At 61.7% G+C, this 15988-nt stretch carries 14 protein-coding genes; 12 read left to right on the forward strand and 2 right to left on the reverse strand.

Features of this window, described 5'->3' with window-relative positions:
• Positions 1-516: 516 nt before the first annotated feature.
• A complete protein-coding gene (locus tag AC1RDQ_RS01205; RefSeq protein ID WP_489848179.1) occupies positions 517-1356 on the reverse strand; it encodes an AraC family transcriptional regulator in 840 nt (279 codons plus the stop codon).
• 97 nt (positions 1357-1453) lie between these two features.
• On the opposite strand from AC1RDQ_RS01205, the gene AC1RDQ_RS01210 reads away from it, so the two are divergent.
• Positions 1454-2371, forward strand: a complete 918-nt coding sequence (locus AC1RDQ_RS01210; protein WP_492585985.1) for a LysR family transcriptional regulator — start codon at positions 1454-1456, stop codon at positions 2369-2371.
• Between the two features lie 117 nt (positions 2372-2488).
• Here AC1RDQ_RS01210 and AC1RDQ_RS01215 read toward each other — a convergent pair whose 3' ends face one another.
• Positions 2489-3403: a LysR family transcriptional regulator gene (locus AC1RDQ_RS01215; RefSeq protein WP_090456383.1), complete on the reverse strand. Its 915-nt coding sequence runs from the start codon at positions 3401-3403 to the stop codon at positions 2489-2491.
• Positions 3404-3474: 71 nt separating this feature from the next.
• Here AC1RDQ_RS01215 and AC1RDQ_RS01220 point away from each other — a divergent pair, with 71 nt between their 5' ends.
• From AC1RDQ_RS01220 to AC1RDQ_RS01270, 11 genes are all read left to right on the forward strand, one after another.
• Positions 3475-4515, forward strand: a complete 1041-nt coding sequence (locus tag AC1RDQ_RS01220; protein ID WP_218496411.1) for an AraC family transcriptional regulator — start codon at positions 3475-3477, stop codon at positions 4513-4515.
• 468 nt (positions 4516-4983) lie between these two features.
• Entirely contained in the window at positions 4984-6336 is a 1353-nt protein-coding gene (locus AC1RDQ_RS01225) for a UDP-glucose dehydrogenase family protein (RefSeq protein WP_492585987.1), read from the forward strand.
• A complete protein-coding gene (locus tag AC1RDQ_RS01230; protein ID WP_349736948.1) occupies positions 6333-7337 on the forward strand; it encodes an NAD-dependent epimerase in 1005 nt (334 codons plus the stop codon). Before AC1RDQ_RS01225 ends, AC1RDQ_RS01230 begins: the two co-directional genes overlap by 4 nt.
• Before the next feature lie 44 nt (positions 7338-7381).
• Positions 7382-8128 (forward strand): sugar transferase, encoded by a 747-nt coding sequence (locus AC1RDQ_RS01235; protein WP_340313806.1) that lies wholly within the window; start codon positions 7382-7384, stop codon positions 8126-8128.
• The gene (locus AC1RDQ_RS01240; protein ID WP_090456392.1) at positions 8129-8776 is read left to right on the forward strand and encodes a CpsD/CapB family tyrosine-protein kinase; all 648 of its coding nucleotides are present in this window, start codon (positions 8129-8131) and stop codon (positions 8774-8776) included.
• Between the two features lie 22 nt (positions 8777-8798).
• A complete protein-coding gene (locus AC1RDQ_RS01245; protein WP_090456394.1) occupies positions 8799-9830 on the forward strand; it encodes a polysaccharide biosynthesis/export family protein in 1032 nt (343 codons plus the stop codon).
• A gap of 14 nt (positions 9831-9844) precedes the next feature.
• Positions 9845-11437: a GumC family protein gene (locus AC1RDQ_RS01250; protein ID WP_349736949.1), complete on the forward strand. Its 1593-nt coding sequence runs from the start codon at positions 9845-9847 to the stop codon at positions 11435-11437.
• Complete coding sequence (locus AC1RDQ_RS01255; protein WP_492585990.1) at positions 11434-12528, forward strand: glycosyltransferase family 4 protein; 1095 nt, start codon at positions 11434-11436, stop codon at positions 12526-12528. The genes AC1RDQ_RS01250 and AC1RDQ_RS01255 overlap by 4 nt, the downstream gene beginning before the upstream one ends.
• Positions 12525-13892 carry an O-antigen ligase family protein gene (locus AC1RDQ_RS01260; RefSeq protein WP_492585992.1) on the forward strand — a complete coding sequence of 456 codons (1368 nt, stop codon included), beginning with the start codon at positions 12525-12527 and terminating at the stop codon, positions 13890-13892. The genes AC1RDQ_RS01255 and AC1RDQ_RS01260 overlap by 4 nt, the downstream gene beginning before the upstream one ends.
• Positions 13889-14857, forward strand: a complete 969-nt coding sequence (locus AC1RDQ_RS01265) for a glycosyltransferase family 2 protein (RefSeq protein ID WP_090456399.1) — start codon at positions 13889-13891, stop codon at positions 14855-14857. Before AC1RDQ_RS01260 ends, AC1RDQ_RS01265 begins: the two co-directional genes overlap by 4 nt.
• Complete coding sequence (locus tag AC1RDQ_RS01270) at positions 14850-15986, forward strand: glycosyltransferase (RefSeq protein WP_090456401.1); 1137 nt, start codon at positions 14850-14852, stop codon at positions 15984-15986. The genes AC1RDQ_RS01265 and AC1RDQ_RS01270 overlap by 8 nt, the downstream gene beginning before the upstream one ends.
• The last annotated feature ends 2 nt before the right edge of the window (positions 15987-15988 follow it).

Here is a 15988-nt window from a genome sequence, read left to right on the forward strand (position 1 = left end):
AACGATAACGCCTGTTGTCTGAATGAACGCGGTGTCTGGACGTTTTTCGCGAGCAAGCTCGCTCCCACAGGTACTGAGTACATCCGCAAGATTTCGGTCGACGGTGAGGCCGCCTTCGCGAGCAGGCTCGCTCCTACAGAAGCGCAAAGGCAGAGCGGCGTACACCCGCGCTTCTCACCACTCATCAGGCCGAGCGTTAGCTCGCCTGCAGCTCTTGATCTTGATCCACCCGCCCCCTCGGCAGGCTGAGTGGAGGTGTTCATCCGGGGATTGGCGCGCAGCGCCGTTCGACGCAGTCGAACACATCGCATGTAGGTGCCAGCGAAGCCAACCGGAGGGCGATGCCCCCGGATGAATGCCGGAGCGAAGGAACCCCGAGCCTCAGCGAGGGGCCGTACGTAAGGGGCGAGACTTTTTGGTTCCTTTTGTGTCGTTTGACAAAAGGGACTCGCCGTAAGGGCGAAACCATAAGCAGCCGTTACCGCAGCAACGGATATGTACTCAGACCCCATCAACCTACAAACCAAGGCGAAACTGCTTAGGCGTAATCCCGAACTGCTTGCGAAACGCCCGAATGAAATTGCTCGGCTGCCGATACCCCAACCGCTCGGCAATCCGCTCAATCGGCTGATCCCCCGCCGTCAACCAGTGCCGCGCCAACTCCAGGCTATCGCTACGGGTGTGTTGCGCTGCAGCGGTCTGCCAGTGCCGCAACATACTCTGATGCAAAAACCCATTGGCCCCCAGCAAAGGCTCATCGAGACTGGCCGCTGGCAGGCTCAGACACGGATGTGAACCCTCCAGCACCTCGACACCCATGCTACGCAACCACTGCCCGGCAGCCTGTTGCGGCGTCAAGTGGACCGCGACGAACACCTCGGCCGGCGCGCGCCCCAAACGTCGGGCGATGTTGCGCACCAACGTCAGGGTCGCCGCATCAAGACCAAAAAAATGCGGCGGCTGGTCAACACTGCGCAAATGCAAGCGAGCCTGCCCGTCACCCTCCTCCAGTTCCGCCACTACGTAGTTGGTCACCCGCGGCAGGAAATCAGTGAAACACGCCAGGCTCGCGCGAAGGGTCGCGGCGGAGTCCAGCAGAATGTTCAAACCCCGTAACGTGGTAGTCGCCATGCCATTGACCAGTTCGCAGCCAAACGACACCCCGGCGCCCGCACGTTCGCATTCATTCCACAGGCGTTCGACCAGGTGCGCGGGCACGTGCTGGTCCTGCCCTTCGAGCAACGACAGGCAGATGCCGGCCCGTTGCAGCAGTTGGTCCTGGCACAGTCCGGACTGCCGGGCATGGCTGAGAATGGTACGGGTGAAGGCGCTGGAAATGAACGGTTGGCTGGTCATGGCAGGTTACGGCGAGAAGACAGGCGTGTACTTATGCCAGCCCCTGTGATATCGATCCAATGCATTAAAAGTATCCGACAAATGCAGGAGACGCATGATGGACCTACGACAACTCCGCCACCTTGTCGCCTTGGCCGATTACCGCAACTTCGGCCGTGCCGCCGAGGCGATCAACCTCAGCCAACCCGCCTTCAGTCGCAGCATCCAGACCCTGGAGCGCGACCTCGACTGCGCGCTGGTAGAACGCAGCAGCCGCGAATTCCGTCTGACTGGCCAGGGTGAACTGGTACTGCAACATGCCCGGCGCCTGCTCGCCGGCAGCCAGGCCCTGCAAAACGAACTGACGCAATACAACGGCCTGACCGGTGGCGAGTTGCACTTCGGCTGCGGCCCGTACCCGGCCCAGGTGCTGGTGCCCGAGGCGCTGGCGGAATTCATCCAGGCTCACCCGGCGATCCGCATCAGCTTCCACCAGGGCGACTGGGAGCAACTGGCGGTCTGGCTTCGCGAACAGCAGATCGAATTCCTCGTGGCCGACGCGCGGTACTTCACCGGCGACCCGCAATACCAGGTTCAGCTGTTGCGCCCTAGACGTGGTCGGTTCTTTTGCCGTGTCGGTCATCCCTTGGCGCAGCAGCAGAACCTGTCCCTGCGCGCCCTGCTCGACTACGCCGTGGTCGGCACGCGAATACCGCCGATGATCCGCAAGATCCTCGCCGACGTGCAGGGCGAGGCGGACTTCAACCCGAGCGTGGAGTGCGCGCAATTCGATGCGATCCGCCGCGTGGTGATGCGCTCCGATGCGGTGGGTATAGCCACCATGGAGGCCTTGGCCGAACTGGTGGACCAGGGCCTGATCCGGCTGCTGGAGTTTACCGACGTGCCCAAGGAGGATCCCGGTCTGCAATTGCATTACGGCATCGTCAGCCGTGCCGGGCATTCCCTGACACCGGCCGCGCTGGCGATGGTCGATGCTGTGCTGACGGTCGACCAACGTTTGCTGGCGTCGAACTAGGCGCATCTGAAACACACACAAATCCCTGTAGGAGCGAGCTTGCTCGCGATGGTGTATCAGTCGACACAGCGGTGAATGACACTCCATCGCGAGCAAGCTCGCTCCTACAGGGGTAGATCACGCACGCCGCGCCAGCGACTGCAATGCCCGGGGCTCACCGAGGGCGCGCAGCAGGCAGTGCATCGCCTCCTCGCGGCTGCGCTCGAAGCGATAGCGCGACTCGATGTACAGCGCCAGTTTCAATTCCACGGGTTCGTCCAGGGGCAGCGGCACGTGTTGCAGGCCCAGCACGTTGGCGACCCGGCTTGGCAGGCTGATGCCGAACGGCTGGCGATCGGCGATCAGCTTCGCGGCCAGGGTGCTTTGGGTGCTCATCGCCACATTCCGGCGCAGGCCTTTCAAGCCAAGCTGCAAGTCCACCGGGCTGAGCCCGTCGCGGCGGCTCGACACCTGGATCTGCGGCTGCTCCAGATACTCCTGCAGGGTGCGCGGCGGCTCCTTGAGCGCGGCGCCATAGGCGAACACATAATGGTCGGCGGGCAATGCCTGTTTGTGCAGGCCGGCAAGCCCGGCCAGCGGTTGGTCGAGGTCGATCAGGATATCCAGCTTGCCGCTGGCCAGATCCTGCAAGGCGTCGCGGCGCCGGGGCTGGAAATAACGCACCTGCCAATCGGCGTGGGGTGACTCGAGCAAGGCATCGAGCAGCACCGGTTGCAGGCAATCCAGACAACTGATGCGCAGCAGTGGATTGTTCTGCCGCGCGGCGGGAATCATGCGCAAGCCATCGCGCAGTGACTCCAGCGCTGCACGCACGTAGTCGGCCAGACGATGGGCGACCAGTGTCGGCGTCACCCCCAGGCGACTCTTGATGAACAGCGGGTCGCCGCACAACTCGCGCAGGCGACGCAACGCATTGCTCATGGCCGGTTGCGACAGGCACATCACCTCGGCCGCACGGGTGACGCTGCGCTGCTGATAAATCGCATCGAAGGCAAGCAACAGGTTCAAATCGAGCTGGCGTAAATCAAGCATGGTCTTGCTCCGGCAAATCGCTTAACGTCGGGCAGCCTAACCAGTGTTGCGGAACAAGCTGTGAGCCCTACATGACAAAAAGCGATCAGCCACTGCGCGATCAATCGATACCCAATGCGTTCTATGCGCCGACTCTGCTGCCGGCCATCGAAGAGTTGCTGGCCCGTGGCGTGGACCGGGACAGTATCGAAGGCCTGTTTCGTCGCAGCCTGTTCGAGTTGCGCACGCCGTTCATGCGCATTCCGCTGTTCATGTCGCGGCGCTTCTGGGCGTTTGCCCTGGAGCAGACCGGCGACCCGCTGATCGGCCTGGCGGCTGGCCGGCGTTTCGTTTCCACCGCTACCAATGGCCTGACGTACTTGTTCGACGTGGCCGACTCACTGGACAGCGCCTGCCAGTATTTCGTGCGTTTCTTTCCGTTTTTCAACGGGCACTTCCAGGCGCGGATCGTGCGCGGCGACGACAGCGTCCAATTGCACCTGCTCGATTGCGGCAGTGTGAAAACCAGCGCGGCAACCGCCGATTACATACTCATCAGCCTGTGCAGCATGTTGCGGCGCAAATTCCTCGCCAGCGGCCTGGAGCGTGATCCGGTTCTAGGCGTCGGGCTGGTCGGCGCTTGCACGACCAATGCGCAGGAACATCAACAAGCCTTTCGCGCACCGGTGCAATGGGGGCAGGCGCAGCACTCGATCCGCCTCGATCCACAGCTGTTCGTCATCCCGTTGACGCCGGGCAATCATGAACTGGAGCACACGCTGATCGAGCTGTTGGAGCAGACCCGACGCAACAGCGAACCGACCTTGCTGGAGCAAGTCTGCGACCATTTGATCGGCAACCTCGCCGAAGCCAACTGGCAGCAATTCTGTACCACCCAGCACGTGCTCGAGCGCACCGCCGCCCGACGCTTGAAGGCGTTGGGCTGGAGTTTTTCAGAGTTGCTCGACGAATACCGTCGCTACCGGGCCGAAGACTTTTTGCAGGGAACGGACCTGGAGCTGGTGGAGATTTCCGACCGCCTGGGCTACAGCGATGTGCAAAGCTTCAACCGTGCCTGCCTGCGGTGGCTGGGGTGCGCGCCGGGCGCCTGGCGAACCCGGCAAGGTCGATAAAAAACCACACGCGTGCGAACCCTAGGCGGCCCATTGAATGAACGCCCGTAGCCGCTCACAGGCGGCTGGCTGACAAAGACAGCATCATTGAATTTGCTATGACTCGACAGGCACTTGATCAATAGATTGTTGGACATTTTTTAACATTCGCATTGCGCCATCTGTGCGTAAGAACTGTCAGACGCGGTGAACAGTCGTCATTAAACCGGTGGTTCAAACCTGACCCCCCAAGCAGCTACAACCCTTGTATTTCAAGGCTTGCGGCAGGTTGTTGCTTTCTTGGGATTTTCGCCAAACAGTCAAAATCGGGAGGGGTGATACCCAATAGTGATGGCAATAGCCCCACATTTGGGGGCGTCTTGCCCCTTTAACATACTGGTTCGCTGACACGGTTTGCCGAGGCTGGTCTATACCCCCTTTTGACAGTCTTGTTTTGCAACTCTCCACCGTTTTACGAGGCACGCTGATATGGACGTGAGCGTATTTGGTACGGGCTATGTTGGCCTGATACAAGCAGCTGCATTGGCCGATGTCGGACATCGCGTCCTGTGTGTCGACATCGATCCGAACAAGATCCGACAACTGCAACAGGCCGTGCCACCGATCAGTGAGCCGGGGCTTTGCGGCACCCTTGAAGAAAACATCAAGGCTGGTCGCCTGCTCTTCACCACCCAGGCCAGCGATGCGGTAGAGCACGCCGAGCTGATCTTCATCGCCGTTGGTACGCCCGCCGACGAAGACGGTTCGGCCGACCTCAGCCATGTGCTGAGCGTGGCCCGGCAGATTGCCAGTTTCATGAAGGCCGACCGCACCCTGATCATCAAATCCACGGTGCCGGTAGGCACGGCGGACCAGGTCAGTGCCACTGCCATTGAAGAGTTGCAGCGCAGCGGCAAAGGTTCGCTGAAGATACGGGTGGTGTCCAACCCGGAGTTTCTCAAGGAAGGCAGTGCCCTGGCCGATTGCATGCGCCCGGACCGGATCATCGTCGGCACCGCTGACGATGAAGCCCGCAGCCAGATGAGCGAGCTCTACGCGCCGTTCTGCCGCAACCACGACAAATTGATGTTCATGGACAACCGCAGCGCCGAGTTGACCAAGTACGCAGCGAACGCGATGCTGGCCACGCGCATCAGTTTCATGAACGAACTGGCCAACCTCACCGAGTTACTGGGAGCAGATATCGAAGCCGTGCGCAAAGGCATCGGTTCGGACCCGCGCATCGGTTACCACTTCATCTACCCCGGTTGCGGCTTCGGCGGTTCCTGCTTCCCCAAGGACCTGCGCGCTCTGCTGCACACCGCCGAACGCGCCGGAATGTCCCTGAAGTTGCTGCGTAGCGTGACCGACGTCAACGACCACCAGCGGCATATCCTGTTCAGCAAACTCAAGGCGCAATTTCCCGGTGGACTGGCCGGCAAGTCCATCGCCGTGTGGGGCCTGGCGTTCAAACCCAACACCGATGACATGCGCGAAGCACCGAGCCGCAATCTGATGGAGGCGCTCTGGGCCGAAGGTGCGAGCGTGCAAGCCTACGACCCGGAAGCCATGTCCGAATGCCGGCGTATTTACGGCTACCGCGACGACCTGCATCTGTGCGCCACCCGCGATGACACACTCGAAGACGCCGATGCCCTGGTGATCTGCACCGAGTGGAAGAACTTCCGCGTGGTCGACTTCGACAGGCTGGCGAGCAAACTGCGAAAACGGGTGATCGTGGACGGACGCAACCTGTACAGCCCGGAACAGGTGGCGGCCGCCGGCCTGCATTACAGTGGCATCGGCTTGCGCCGCATCACGCCCAAGGCCGTCCGTCCATGAAGATTCTCGTCACCGGAGCAGCCGGCTTCATTGGTGCCCATTGCGTGCTGCGACTGTTGCGCGATGGACACCAGGTATTCGGCCTCGACAACTTCAACAGCTACTACGATCCGCAACTCAAGCACGATCGCGTGCGTTGGGTGCAGGAGCAGGCACGCCCTTTCCCGCTCTCAATGGTTGACCTGGCCGATACACCGGCCATCGAGGCACTGTTTGCCAGGGAAAAACCGGAGATCGTGATCCACCTCGCGGCCCAGGCCGGGGTGCGTTATTCCCTGGAGAATCCCCGGGCCTACCTGGACAGCAACTTGAGCGGGTTCCTGAACATCCTCGAAAGCTGCCGCAACCACCCGGTCAAACACTTGATCTACGCTTCGTCCAGTTCGGTGTATGGCGCCAACCAGCACACACCGTACTCGGTGCACGATGGTGTGGATCATCCGCTGTCGCTGTACGCCGCGACCAAGAAGTCCAACGAATTGATGGCCCACAGCTACAGCCACCTGTTCGGTATTCCCTGCACCGGGCTGCGCTTCTTCACGGTGTACGGCCCCTGGGGACGGCCTGACATGTCGCCGATCCAGTTCGCCCGGGCCATCGCCGAAGAACGGCCACTGAAGCTGTTCAACTACGGCAAGCACCAGCGGGACTTCACCTACATCGACGACATTATCGAGAGCATCACACGCCTGATCGACCGCCCACCGCAAGCCAACGCTCAATGGGACCGCGAACAGCCAGACCCGGCCACGAGCATGGCACCCTGGCGGATTTTCAACATCGGCGGCCAGCACCCGGTAGAGCTCAAGGACTATCTGGCATTGCTGGAAAAACACATGGGGCAAAAAGTCCGGATCGAACTGCTGCCCCTGCAACCCGGCGATGTCCTCAACACCTGCGCCGATGCCAGTGAGCTGGCCCGCGCTACCGATTTCCAACCGCGTATCGAACTGGACGAGGGACTGAGGCGCTTCGTTGCCTGGTTCCGCTCTTACTACTGACTGCGTCCCCCATACCGCACACGGCTGAACTCTGCGGAGAATTTATGTCTGAACACGAAAAAAGTGTGCCACTTGGCAATTTGCGTAGAGAAAAGCGCCTGGACCCCGAACAGCGCATGCGCATGGATGCCGCGATCCACATGCAGGGTTGTGGCTGGATAACCGGTCGCGAAGGTGGCCGGCCATGGACCCTGTCGCGCACCAACCGCGTCCTGGCCTGCTTCGGCGCGCTGCTGATCCTGGTGCTGATTTCCCCGGTGCTGCTGGGGCTGGCGCTGGCCATCAAACTCACCAGCCCGGGGCCGGTGATGTTCGTGCAAAAACGCACCGGTTACCGCGGCCGCATGTTCGGCATGTACAAATTCCGCACCATGGTCACCAACGCCGAGGAACTCAAGGAGTCCCTGCGGCACCTGAACAAGCACGGCACCGACGCCATCGATTTCAAGATCGACAAGGACCCGCGCATCACCGGTATCGGCGGCTTCCTGCGGCGCACCAGTCTCGATGAGCTGCCGAACCTGTTCAACGTGGTGACCGGCGACATGCGCCTGGTAGGTCCCAGGCCGACTTCGTTCAATGCCTACCGCTACAAGAACAAACACCTTGTGCGCCTGAGCATCTACCCCGGCATGACCGGCCTGTGGCAAATCTCCGGGCGCAGCAATATCGATTTCGACCAGCGCGTTGAGTTGGATCTCACCTACATCTCCCAGCAGAGCCCGCTGCTTGATTTGAGGATTCTGTTGAAAACCCCTTTAAAAGTTTTCAGCGGACAGGGAGCGAGTTAAATGGACGGCTCAACGGCTAAAAGCCTCAGCATTGCCAGCCCGAGCGAGTCCAATCTGACATCGACCGTGCTCGACCAGAACCTGCGGATCCTTTTCCTGACCGCCGCCAACCCCGGCGCAGGCACCACCACCAGCGCGCTGGCGCTGGCCAGTCAACTGGCGAAGATGAGCAGCGGCCTGGTGCTGCTGGTGGATGCCAGCCAGTCGGCGACCAACCTCACGCAACAGTTGGGGCTGAGCAAGGAACGGGGGTTTCGCGACTTGTTGTTCAACACCCAGAGCCCGCCCTTGTTGCAGGACTGCGTGGTGGACGTCTCCAGCCTGCCCTTTCACGTTCTGCCATTCGGCCGCTACTCCCGTGGCAACGAACACCTGACACCCGAGCGCCTGAGCCCGCTGCTCGATCAACTCGGCATCCGGTACCGCTTCGTGGTGATCGACGGCGACGCGGTGTATTCGGCCTCCGACACCCTGGTCATCAGCACCCAGGTGGACGGCGTGGTCCTGGTCGTGCGCTCGGAAGACACCCGCTGGGAGGTGGCCCAGGCCGCGGCCCAGCGCTTGAGCCAGGCGGGAGCGAAGCTGGTCGGCAGCGTGTTCAACCGACGCAAGTACTACATGCCCGAATGGCTGTACAGAAACCTGTGAGCAGTCAGACAAGGATGACGCCATGAACGCCAAGATGCTTGTCCTGCTTTTGCTGCCCCTTGCAGGTTGCTCCAGCACTTCCTCCGACGAATCCCAAGGCATGCCGGTGCAAATCCTCACGGCCCCACCGGCGAACGCCCAGGCCACTGACGTGCCCAAGGTCGAGCAGACCCTGCGCCCACAGGATGTGCTGGACGTGATCTTCCACATCAGCACCAGTGGCTCGGCCGCCTATCGCGTGCAGTCCGGGGACACGATCGCGCTGAACTTCACCGCCGCCAGCCAGTTCAACGGCAACCAGTTGGTGCTGCCCGATGGCACCATCGAACTGCCGGGGGCCCACACCACGGTGAAAATCGAGGGCCTGACCCGCGATGAAGCACGGGACGCGATTCAGCGCGCCTACGATCGCAAACAGCTGTTCCAGCCCAACCGCAATCAGCTGTCAGTGATGGTAGTGAGCCCGCTGGCCAATGAGTGGAACCTCAAGTCCGTGCTCAACCACCCCGGCACCGGCATGAGTCGGGAAATCACCGTGGGCACCGACGGCTACGCCAGCTTCCCGGAAATCGGTGCCGTACCGCTGCAAGGCATGACCATCAACCAGCTGGAGGCCTACCTCAATAAACGCTACGCCACCCTGCCGGGGCGCATGACCGTGGACGTGCTGCTCAAGTCCACCGCCGGCAACGAAATCTATGTACTGGGTGAAGTCGGCCAGCCGGGCTCCTACCCGATCCGCCGCCCGGTGTCGGTGCTCGAAGCCCTGACCTTGGCCCGCGGTTCCAACGTCAAGGCACGCCTGGACTCGGTGATGATCATGCGGCGCAACGGCAACCAGGTGGTCGCGCATCGTTACGACGTGGAAAAAGCCTTGTCCGGCGACGCCACCCAGATCGCCTACCTGCAAGCGGACGACATGCTGTACGTGCCCAAGACCAAACTGGCCAGCGCCGGTGAGCTCGCGCGGCAACTGGCGGACGTCGTGTTGTTCCAGGGCATGGGCCTCAGCTTCAGCTACCGCGTCGACAACAAAGACGACAACAGCAACTAACTCTCAGGTGGCCAATGAATCCAAAGGAAAACTACCTGCATGAGTTCTTCAGGATCTTCTTCGCCAACAAGCAGCTGGTGAAGCGAGTTTTCCTGGTCTTTGCCGTGATCGCCGTGGTCTTGCCGCTGTTGCTCAAGCAGAGTTTCGATATCACCGCCCAGGTGATCGTGCAGTCCAAGAAAATCTCCCAGGGGGATGCCACCAGCACCCTCAATCAGGAAAACGCTTCCTTCATTCCACCGTCGCTGGCGGACATGGAGACCGAGAGCAACATCCTGCGTTCGCCGGCCTTGATCCGCCAGACCATCAGCGAGTTGCGCGAAAAGGGTGAGTACACGCTACCCGTGAGCGCCTTCAACAAACTGCTGGTGCAGCCGTTCAAACGGTTTGTCACCAATCCCGTTCGCGAACACGTGACCAACCCGGTTCGCAACCTGCTCGGACTGCAGACCGATCCGGTACGCGACACCGTGCTCGATGCCCTCACGCAGCAAGCGTCCTCTGCCCTGAAGGTGGAAACCTTGCCGGGCTCCAACGTGATCTCGATCGTCTACCGCTTCCCTGACCCGGCCCAGGGCACCCGGTTCGTCACCGCCCTGCTGCAGAACTACCTGGTCAGCCGCCAGGAAATGCAATCGATCGACTTGCCGCAGAGCTTCTACGAAACCAAGAAGTTGCAGTACCAGGTGCGTCTCGATGGCCTGGAAGCCAATCGCCTGGCCTTGCTCGAAAGCATCGGTTCGTCCGACCCCAAGGAAGAAATCACGTTCCGCCTCAACGCGATCAACACCGAGGAGCAGGCGCTCAACCTGTATCAGGACCGACTGCTGCAAAGCCAGCGCTGGCTCGATTACCTGAAAACCAGCCTGGCGACCGCCAACAACGCCAGATTCACCGACTACACCTTCCCCTACACCTTCACCACCACGGTCGACAGCGTCGCTTTCGAAGACCGCGAGATCAAGCAACTGGGTGAGCAACTGACGACCCTGGTCAGCCGCTATATGGACGACCTGGCGGTCTTTCAGCCCGGCAGTGAGCCGATGCAAATGACCCGCGAGCAAATCATCCGGGCCCGTGGGCAATTCCTGAAGATTGTCAGCAACCGGATTCAGGAGCGCACCAGCGACCTGGCGACGATCAGCTCGGTCATCGAGCAGAAAACCGCGCGCATTGCCGAGTTCAAGAATCGTATCCACCAGTTGCAGGAAACCCGGAGCAAGCTGCGGCAGATGGACACCGAAATCAACGCGCTGCACAAAGCGTTCGCCACCTATGCCCAGCGCTTCGCCGAAAGCAGCACCGCGCGCGCACTGGACAACGACCTGTCCAACGCACGGGTACTCAGCCCGCCGTTCGAACCGACCGAAGCGGCGTTCCCCAAGCCGATGCTGATCATTCCGTTCGGAGTGTTCACCGGTTTACTGCTGGCGATTGCCCTGGTCTATGTGCGTGAGTTCTTCGACCACCGCTTCAAGCACCCTGCGCAAATCACCCATGAACTGGGCTTGCCGGTGCTGCTGGTGATCAATGATCAAAGCACCCTGCCAAACAATCCGCACAAGAGCTGGAGCGTACCGGCTCTCGTACATTGGGTGCGCAATTGAACGCGCCGCTCGGCACCACCCACGACCTGCCGATCATTCATTTGCTCGGCAGCGGCGGCTTCTATGGGGCCGAGCGGATGCTGCTGGATCATTGCCTGGCGACACCGGGGCAGCACCAGGTGCTGTTTCTCGATGCGCCGCCAGAACTGATCGCGCGATTTCGCGAGGCCGGTGTCGATTGCCTCGGCTGTGCAGGCCTGGTCGCGTTGCTGGGGCATTTGCGCCAGCGACGGAACCAGCGGCCACTGATCAATACGCACAACTTCAAGGGTCTGTTGTTCGGCTGGATCGGCGCTACGCTGTTGCGCCTGCCACTGGTGATCACCCAGCACGGCTTCACCCCGCGCAGTCGCAAGCAGAAGTTCTACACCTGGCTGAGCCTGCAACTGTGCCGCACGGCCTCGGTGAACCGGGTGGTGTGTGTCGCCGAAAGCATTGCCGCGCTGCACCGTCAGGCCAATGTGCGCACGGACAAACTGCAGGTGATCCCCAATGGCCTGCCGGCGGCCCACGACTTGCTGCCGCACAGTGGCGAGCGTCAACGCTGGCTGGCTGGTTACGTCGGGCGCCTGAGTAGCGAAAAAGGCCCTGACCTGTTTCTCGATGCGCTGATCCCGTTGTGTCAGCAGTACCCGCAACTGGACGCTGTGATGCTCGGTGACGGGCCGGAGCGCGAAAGCCTGCAGACGCGGATCGACGAGGCAGGCTTGCAGGCGCGCATCACACTGGCGGGCTACCAGACCGACATGGGCGCCTGGTGGCGGCAACTCGATGCGTTGGTGATCAGCTCGCGCACCGAAGGCACGCCCATGATTCTGCTCGAAGCGATGCAGGCCGGAGTGCCGGTGGTGGCCTTCGGCGTCGGCGGGATTCCCGATGTCTTGCAGGACCGCCACAACGGCCTGCTGGCCGCGCCCACCGACAGTACCGCCCTCGCCCGCCAGATCGGCACGCTGCTGGGTGACCCGGCCCTGGTCGGGGAGTTGATCGACAACGCAAAACGTACGCAACGGGATCGCTACGACCTCAAGGTCCTGGCCGAACGCTGGTCGCAGCTTTACATCCGGACTGCACGAGAGGCACACCCGTGATTGTTCCGCTCTCGATCGTCAGTTTGCTCGGCCTGGTCTGCCTCGGTTTGCTGGCCAGCCCTTATCCGTATCTGGCGCCGGGAGCGGTACTGGGCCTGGTGGGTGTCGCGGTGCTGTACCGCAAGCCGGCCTGGGGCCTGTTGGGCATTGTCGCCATCCTGCCTTTCGAAGGTCTGTTCAAGGACAGCTCACTGTCGGGCTCCAAATTCCTCGGGGCTTCGCTGGCGCTGATCCTGATGCTGCAACTGGCGACTCACCAACTGCCGAGCGAGCGCCTGCGCAGCAATATCTGGCGTTTCCTGGTCGGGTTCATGGTGCTGTACCTGCTGAGCCTGTTGAACACCGACGACATGGGCGTCTCCCTGGGCCACCTGCGCGAATTGAGCGTCGGCCTGATTCTGTTTGTCATCACCCTGCTGGTCGGGCGTGAGTTGAACCTCGACATGTTCGCCAAACTGGTTGCCATCAGTGTCGCGGCGACCTGCGCCATGGCGATGTTCTCTGCCAAATACCAGGACGACGGCCGTGCGTCCGGGATGCTCAATGACCCGAACGACTTTGCCCTGATGATCGCCTTCGCCGTACCCATGGCGCTGTTGCTGGTGGTCCGCAGCCCGAACCGGTTGCACCGGTTGTTCTGGGGGGGCTGTACCCTCTTGCTGCTGGGCGGCATGACCAAGACCGAATCCCGTTCGGGACTGGTGGTGTTGCTCCTCAGCCTGTTGATCGGCGCGTGGCACTACCGCGCGCAGTTGCCACATATTCGTCCACGCCACCTGGGCTTTGCCATGTTCGGCCTGGCGATTGTGATTTCGCTGGGGCTCTATGCGATGCCGGCCGGTTACGTGGAACGCATCCAGTCGCTGAGCATCCTCAGCTCCGGGGCCAAGAGTCAGGACCCGTCACTGGGCCGTCGTGCCTCCTACATTGTGGTCGGCAGCGCCATGATCGCCGAGAACCCCTTGCTTGGCACCGGCCCCGGCACGTTCCCGCTGCACTACGCTACCACCGGTTATGCCAAGACCTTTGCCATGACCGGCAAGACCGATGACCTGTACCGTCGCGCCCACAACACCTACCTGGAGATCTTCAGTGAACTGGGGATTCCCGCCGGCCTGATGTTCGTCGGCATGCTCGCCCTGGGTTTGTACAACCTGATCCGCGCCCGCCGCGCCTGGCTATTGCGAGGAACTGGGCATCAGGCTGATCTGATGACCCACCTGAGTATGAGCTTTCTGTCGTTGACGTTGTTCCTGATGTTCCTCAGCGCACCGAATCACAAGTACCTGTGGATCATGCTCGCGATGACCTGCGTGCTGCGCACTAAAGCCGAAGAACCCCCGCCGACGGAGGTCAGGGCATGAACCGCATCAGCATCATCATCCCGATGTACAACGAGGCCCGGCACATCGCCCGGACCCTGCAAGCGGCACGACATGCCGCCGAGGCGGCCAACGTCGAATGCGAGTTGATCGTGGTCGACAACGGCTCCGATGACCAGGGCCCGGACATTGCCCGACAGTTCGGCGCCCAGGTGCTGGTCCTGCCCGGCCTGCTCATCGGTGCATTGCGCAATCGCGGAGCGGCGATCACCAGCGGCGAATGGCTGGCCTTTATCGATGCTGACGTCGAGATGCCCGAGAACTGGCTCAAGCTGTTGTTCGACCTCGAGTCCGGCGGCCAGGCCGATGTCATCGGCCTTGACCTGCACACCCCGGCCGAAGCGCCGTGGTACGCCGACGCCTGGCAGCGTCGCACCTTGCGTCCCGATACGCAGCCGCTGCATGTCGTGCAATGGCTGCCCACTTGCAACCTGCTGATGCGCCGTCGCTGGTTCGACAAGGTCGGTGGTTTCAATGAACAACTGCGCACCGGCGAGGACAAGGAACTGACCATGCGCCTGGTCGACGCGGGCGCGAAACTGCTCGCAGTCAACCAAAGCGTGGCGCTGCATTGGGGCTACGAAGGCAGTTGGCGGGAATGGATGGGCAAGGAATTATGGCGCCAGGGCAGTCATCTGCAACTGCTGCGCACCCATGGCCCGAGCCTGCGCTTGCTGCGTTTTCCGCTGCTGTCGATTGCCGCCTGGTTGATCGATTTCATGGCCATTTCCGCCCTGTTCGACGGGTTCCCCCATCATTCGCTGCTGATGCTGCTGCTGACCGTCCTGCCCGCCCTGGCACTGAGCCTGCGTCAGAGTGCCAGGCACCGCGACACGCTCCTGACCCTGCAACTCTGGGGCCTGCACTGGGTGCGCCTGCACCTGGCGGGGGCCGGGTTCATCCTCAGCCTTTGTCATTGGAATGCCAGGAGGCCCGCCCGTGGCTGAATTCATTTTCTGGTTGTGTCTGTTGCTACCGGTTTACGCCTACCTCGGTTATCCCCTGTTATTGACGTTGCTGGCACCGTTTTACCCGGCACCGCGCCAAGGACCGGCACAACCGATGGACGTGAGCATCGTGATTGCCGCGCACAACGAAGCGCGGCATATCGAAGAAAAACTGCGCACCGTGCTGGCCCAGGATTATCAGGCCCGCTCGCTGCAAATCATCCTCGCCAGCGACGGCTCGACCGATGACACAGTGGCCTGCGCGCACCGGGTCGAGGACCCGCGCATCACCGTGCTCGATCTGCCCCGCCAGGGCAAGGCGGCGACGCTCAATGCCGGGGTCGCGATCAGCAGCGGCGCGATCCTGGTGTTCACCGACGCCGACAACCAGTGGTCGACCGACACCCTCGGCCATTTGCTCGCGCCGCTCAACGACCCGCAGGTCGGTGGCTGCGCCGGGCACATGGTGATCCCGGTGACAGGAAAGGGGTTGAGCGTTGGCGACAGCCTGTATCGGCACTATGAAGGCTGGCTGCGCTACGTGGAAAATCGCACCGGCTGCATGGTCTCCGCCGACGGCGCATTGCTCGCCTTACGCCGCGAGTTGTTCCAGAACGTTCCGGCGGAGGTCAACGACGATTTTTTTATCAGCACCTGCGCGCCGGTCGCGTTCAAGCGGATTGTCTACGTGCCCCAGGCCCGGGTAATCGACCAGGGTGTGGACGAAGCCGACAAGCAATTCCGTCGCCGTCAGCGGGTCACGGTGGGTGGCCTGCAAAGCCTGGCCCAGCGCCGGGAGTTGCTGAATCCGCTGACCCACGGCCTGTATGCGATTGCCTTGATCAGCCACAAGCTGATCCGCCGGCTGGCGCCGATCCTGTTGTTGCCATTGCTGCTGAGCAATTTCTGGCTGTGGGAGGATCACGGCTTTTATCGCCTGAGCCTGATCGCACAACTGCTCGGTTACACGATGGCCATTGCCGGCCTGCTGGATTCGCAACACCGCTTGCCCAAACCCTTTCGCCTGGCCGCGTTCCTCCTGGTGACCCTTGCCGGGATGAGCATCGGCCTGTGGCAGTTCCTGCGCGGTCAGCGTTACGCCCAATGGAACCCCGAGCAAAATCGATGAGA

The organism is Pseudomonas sp. GW823-FHT02E01, assembly GCF_058797535.1.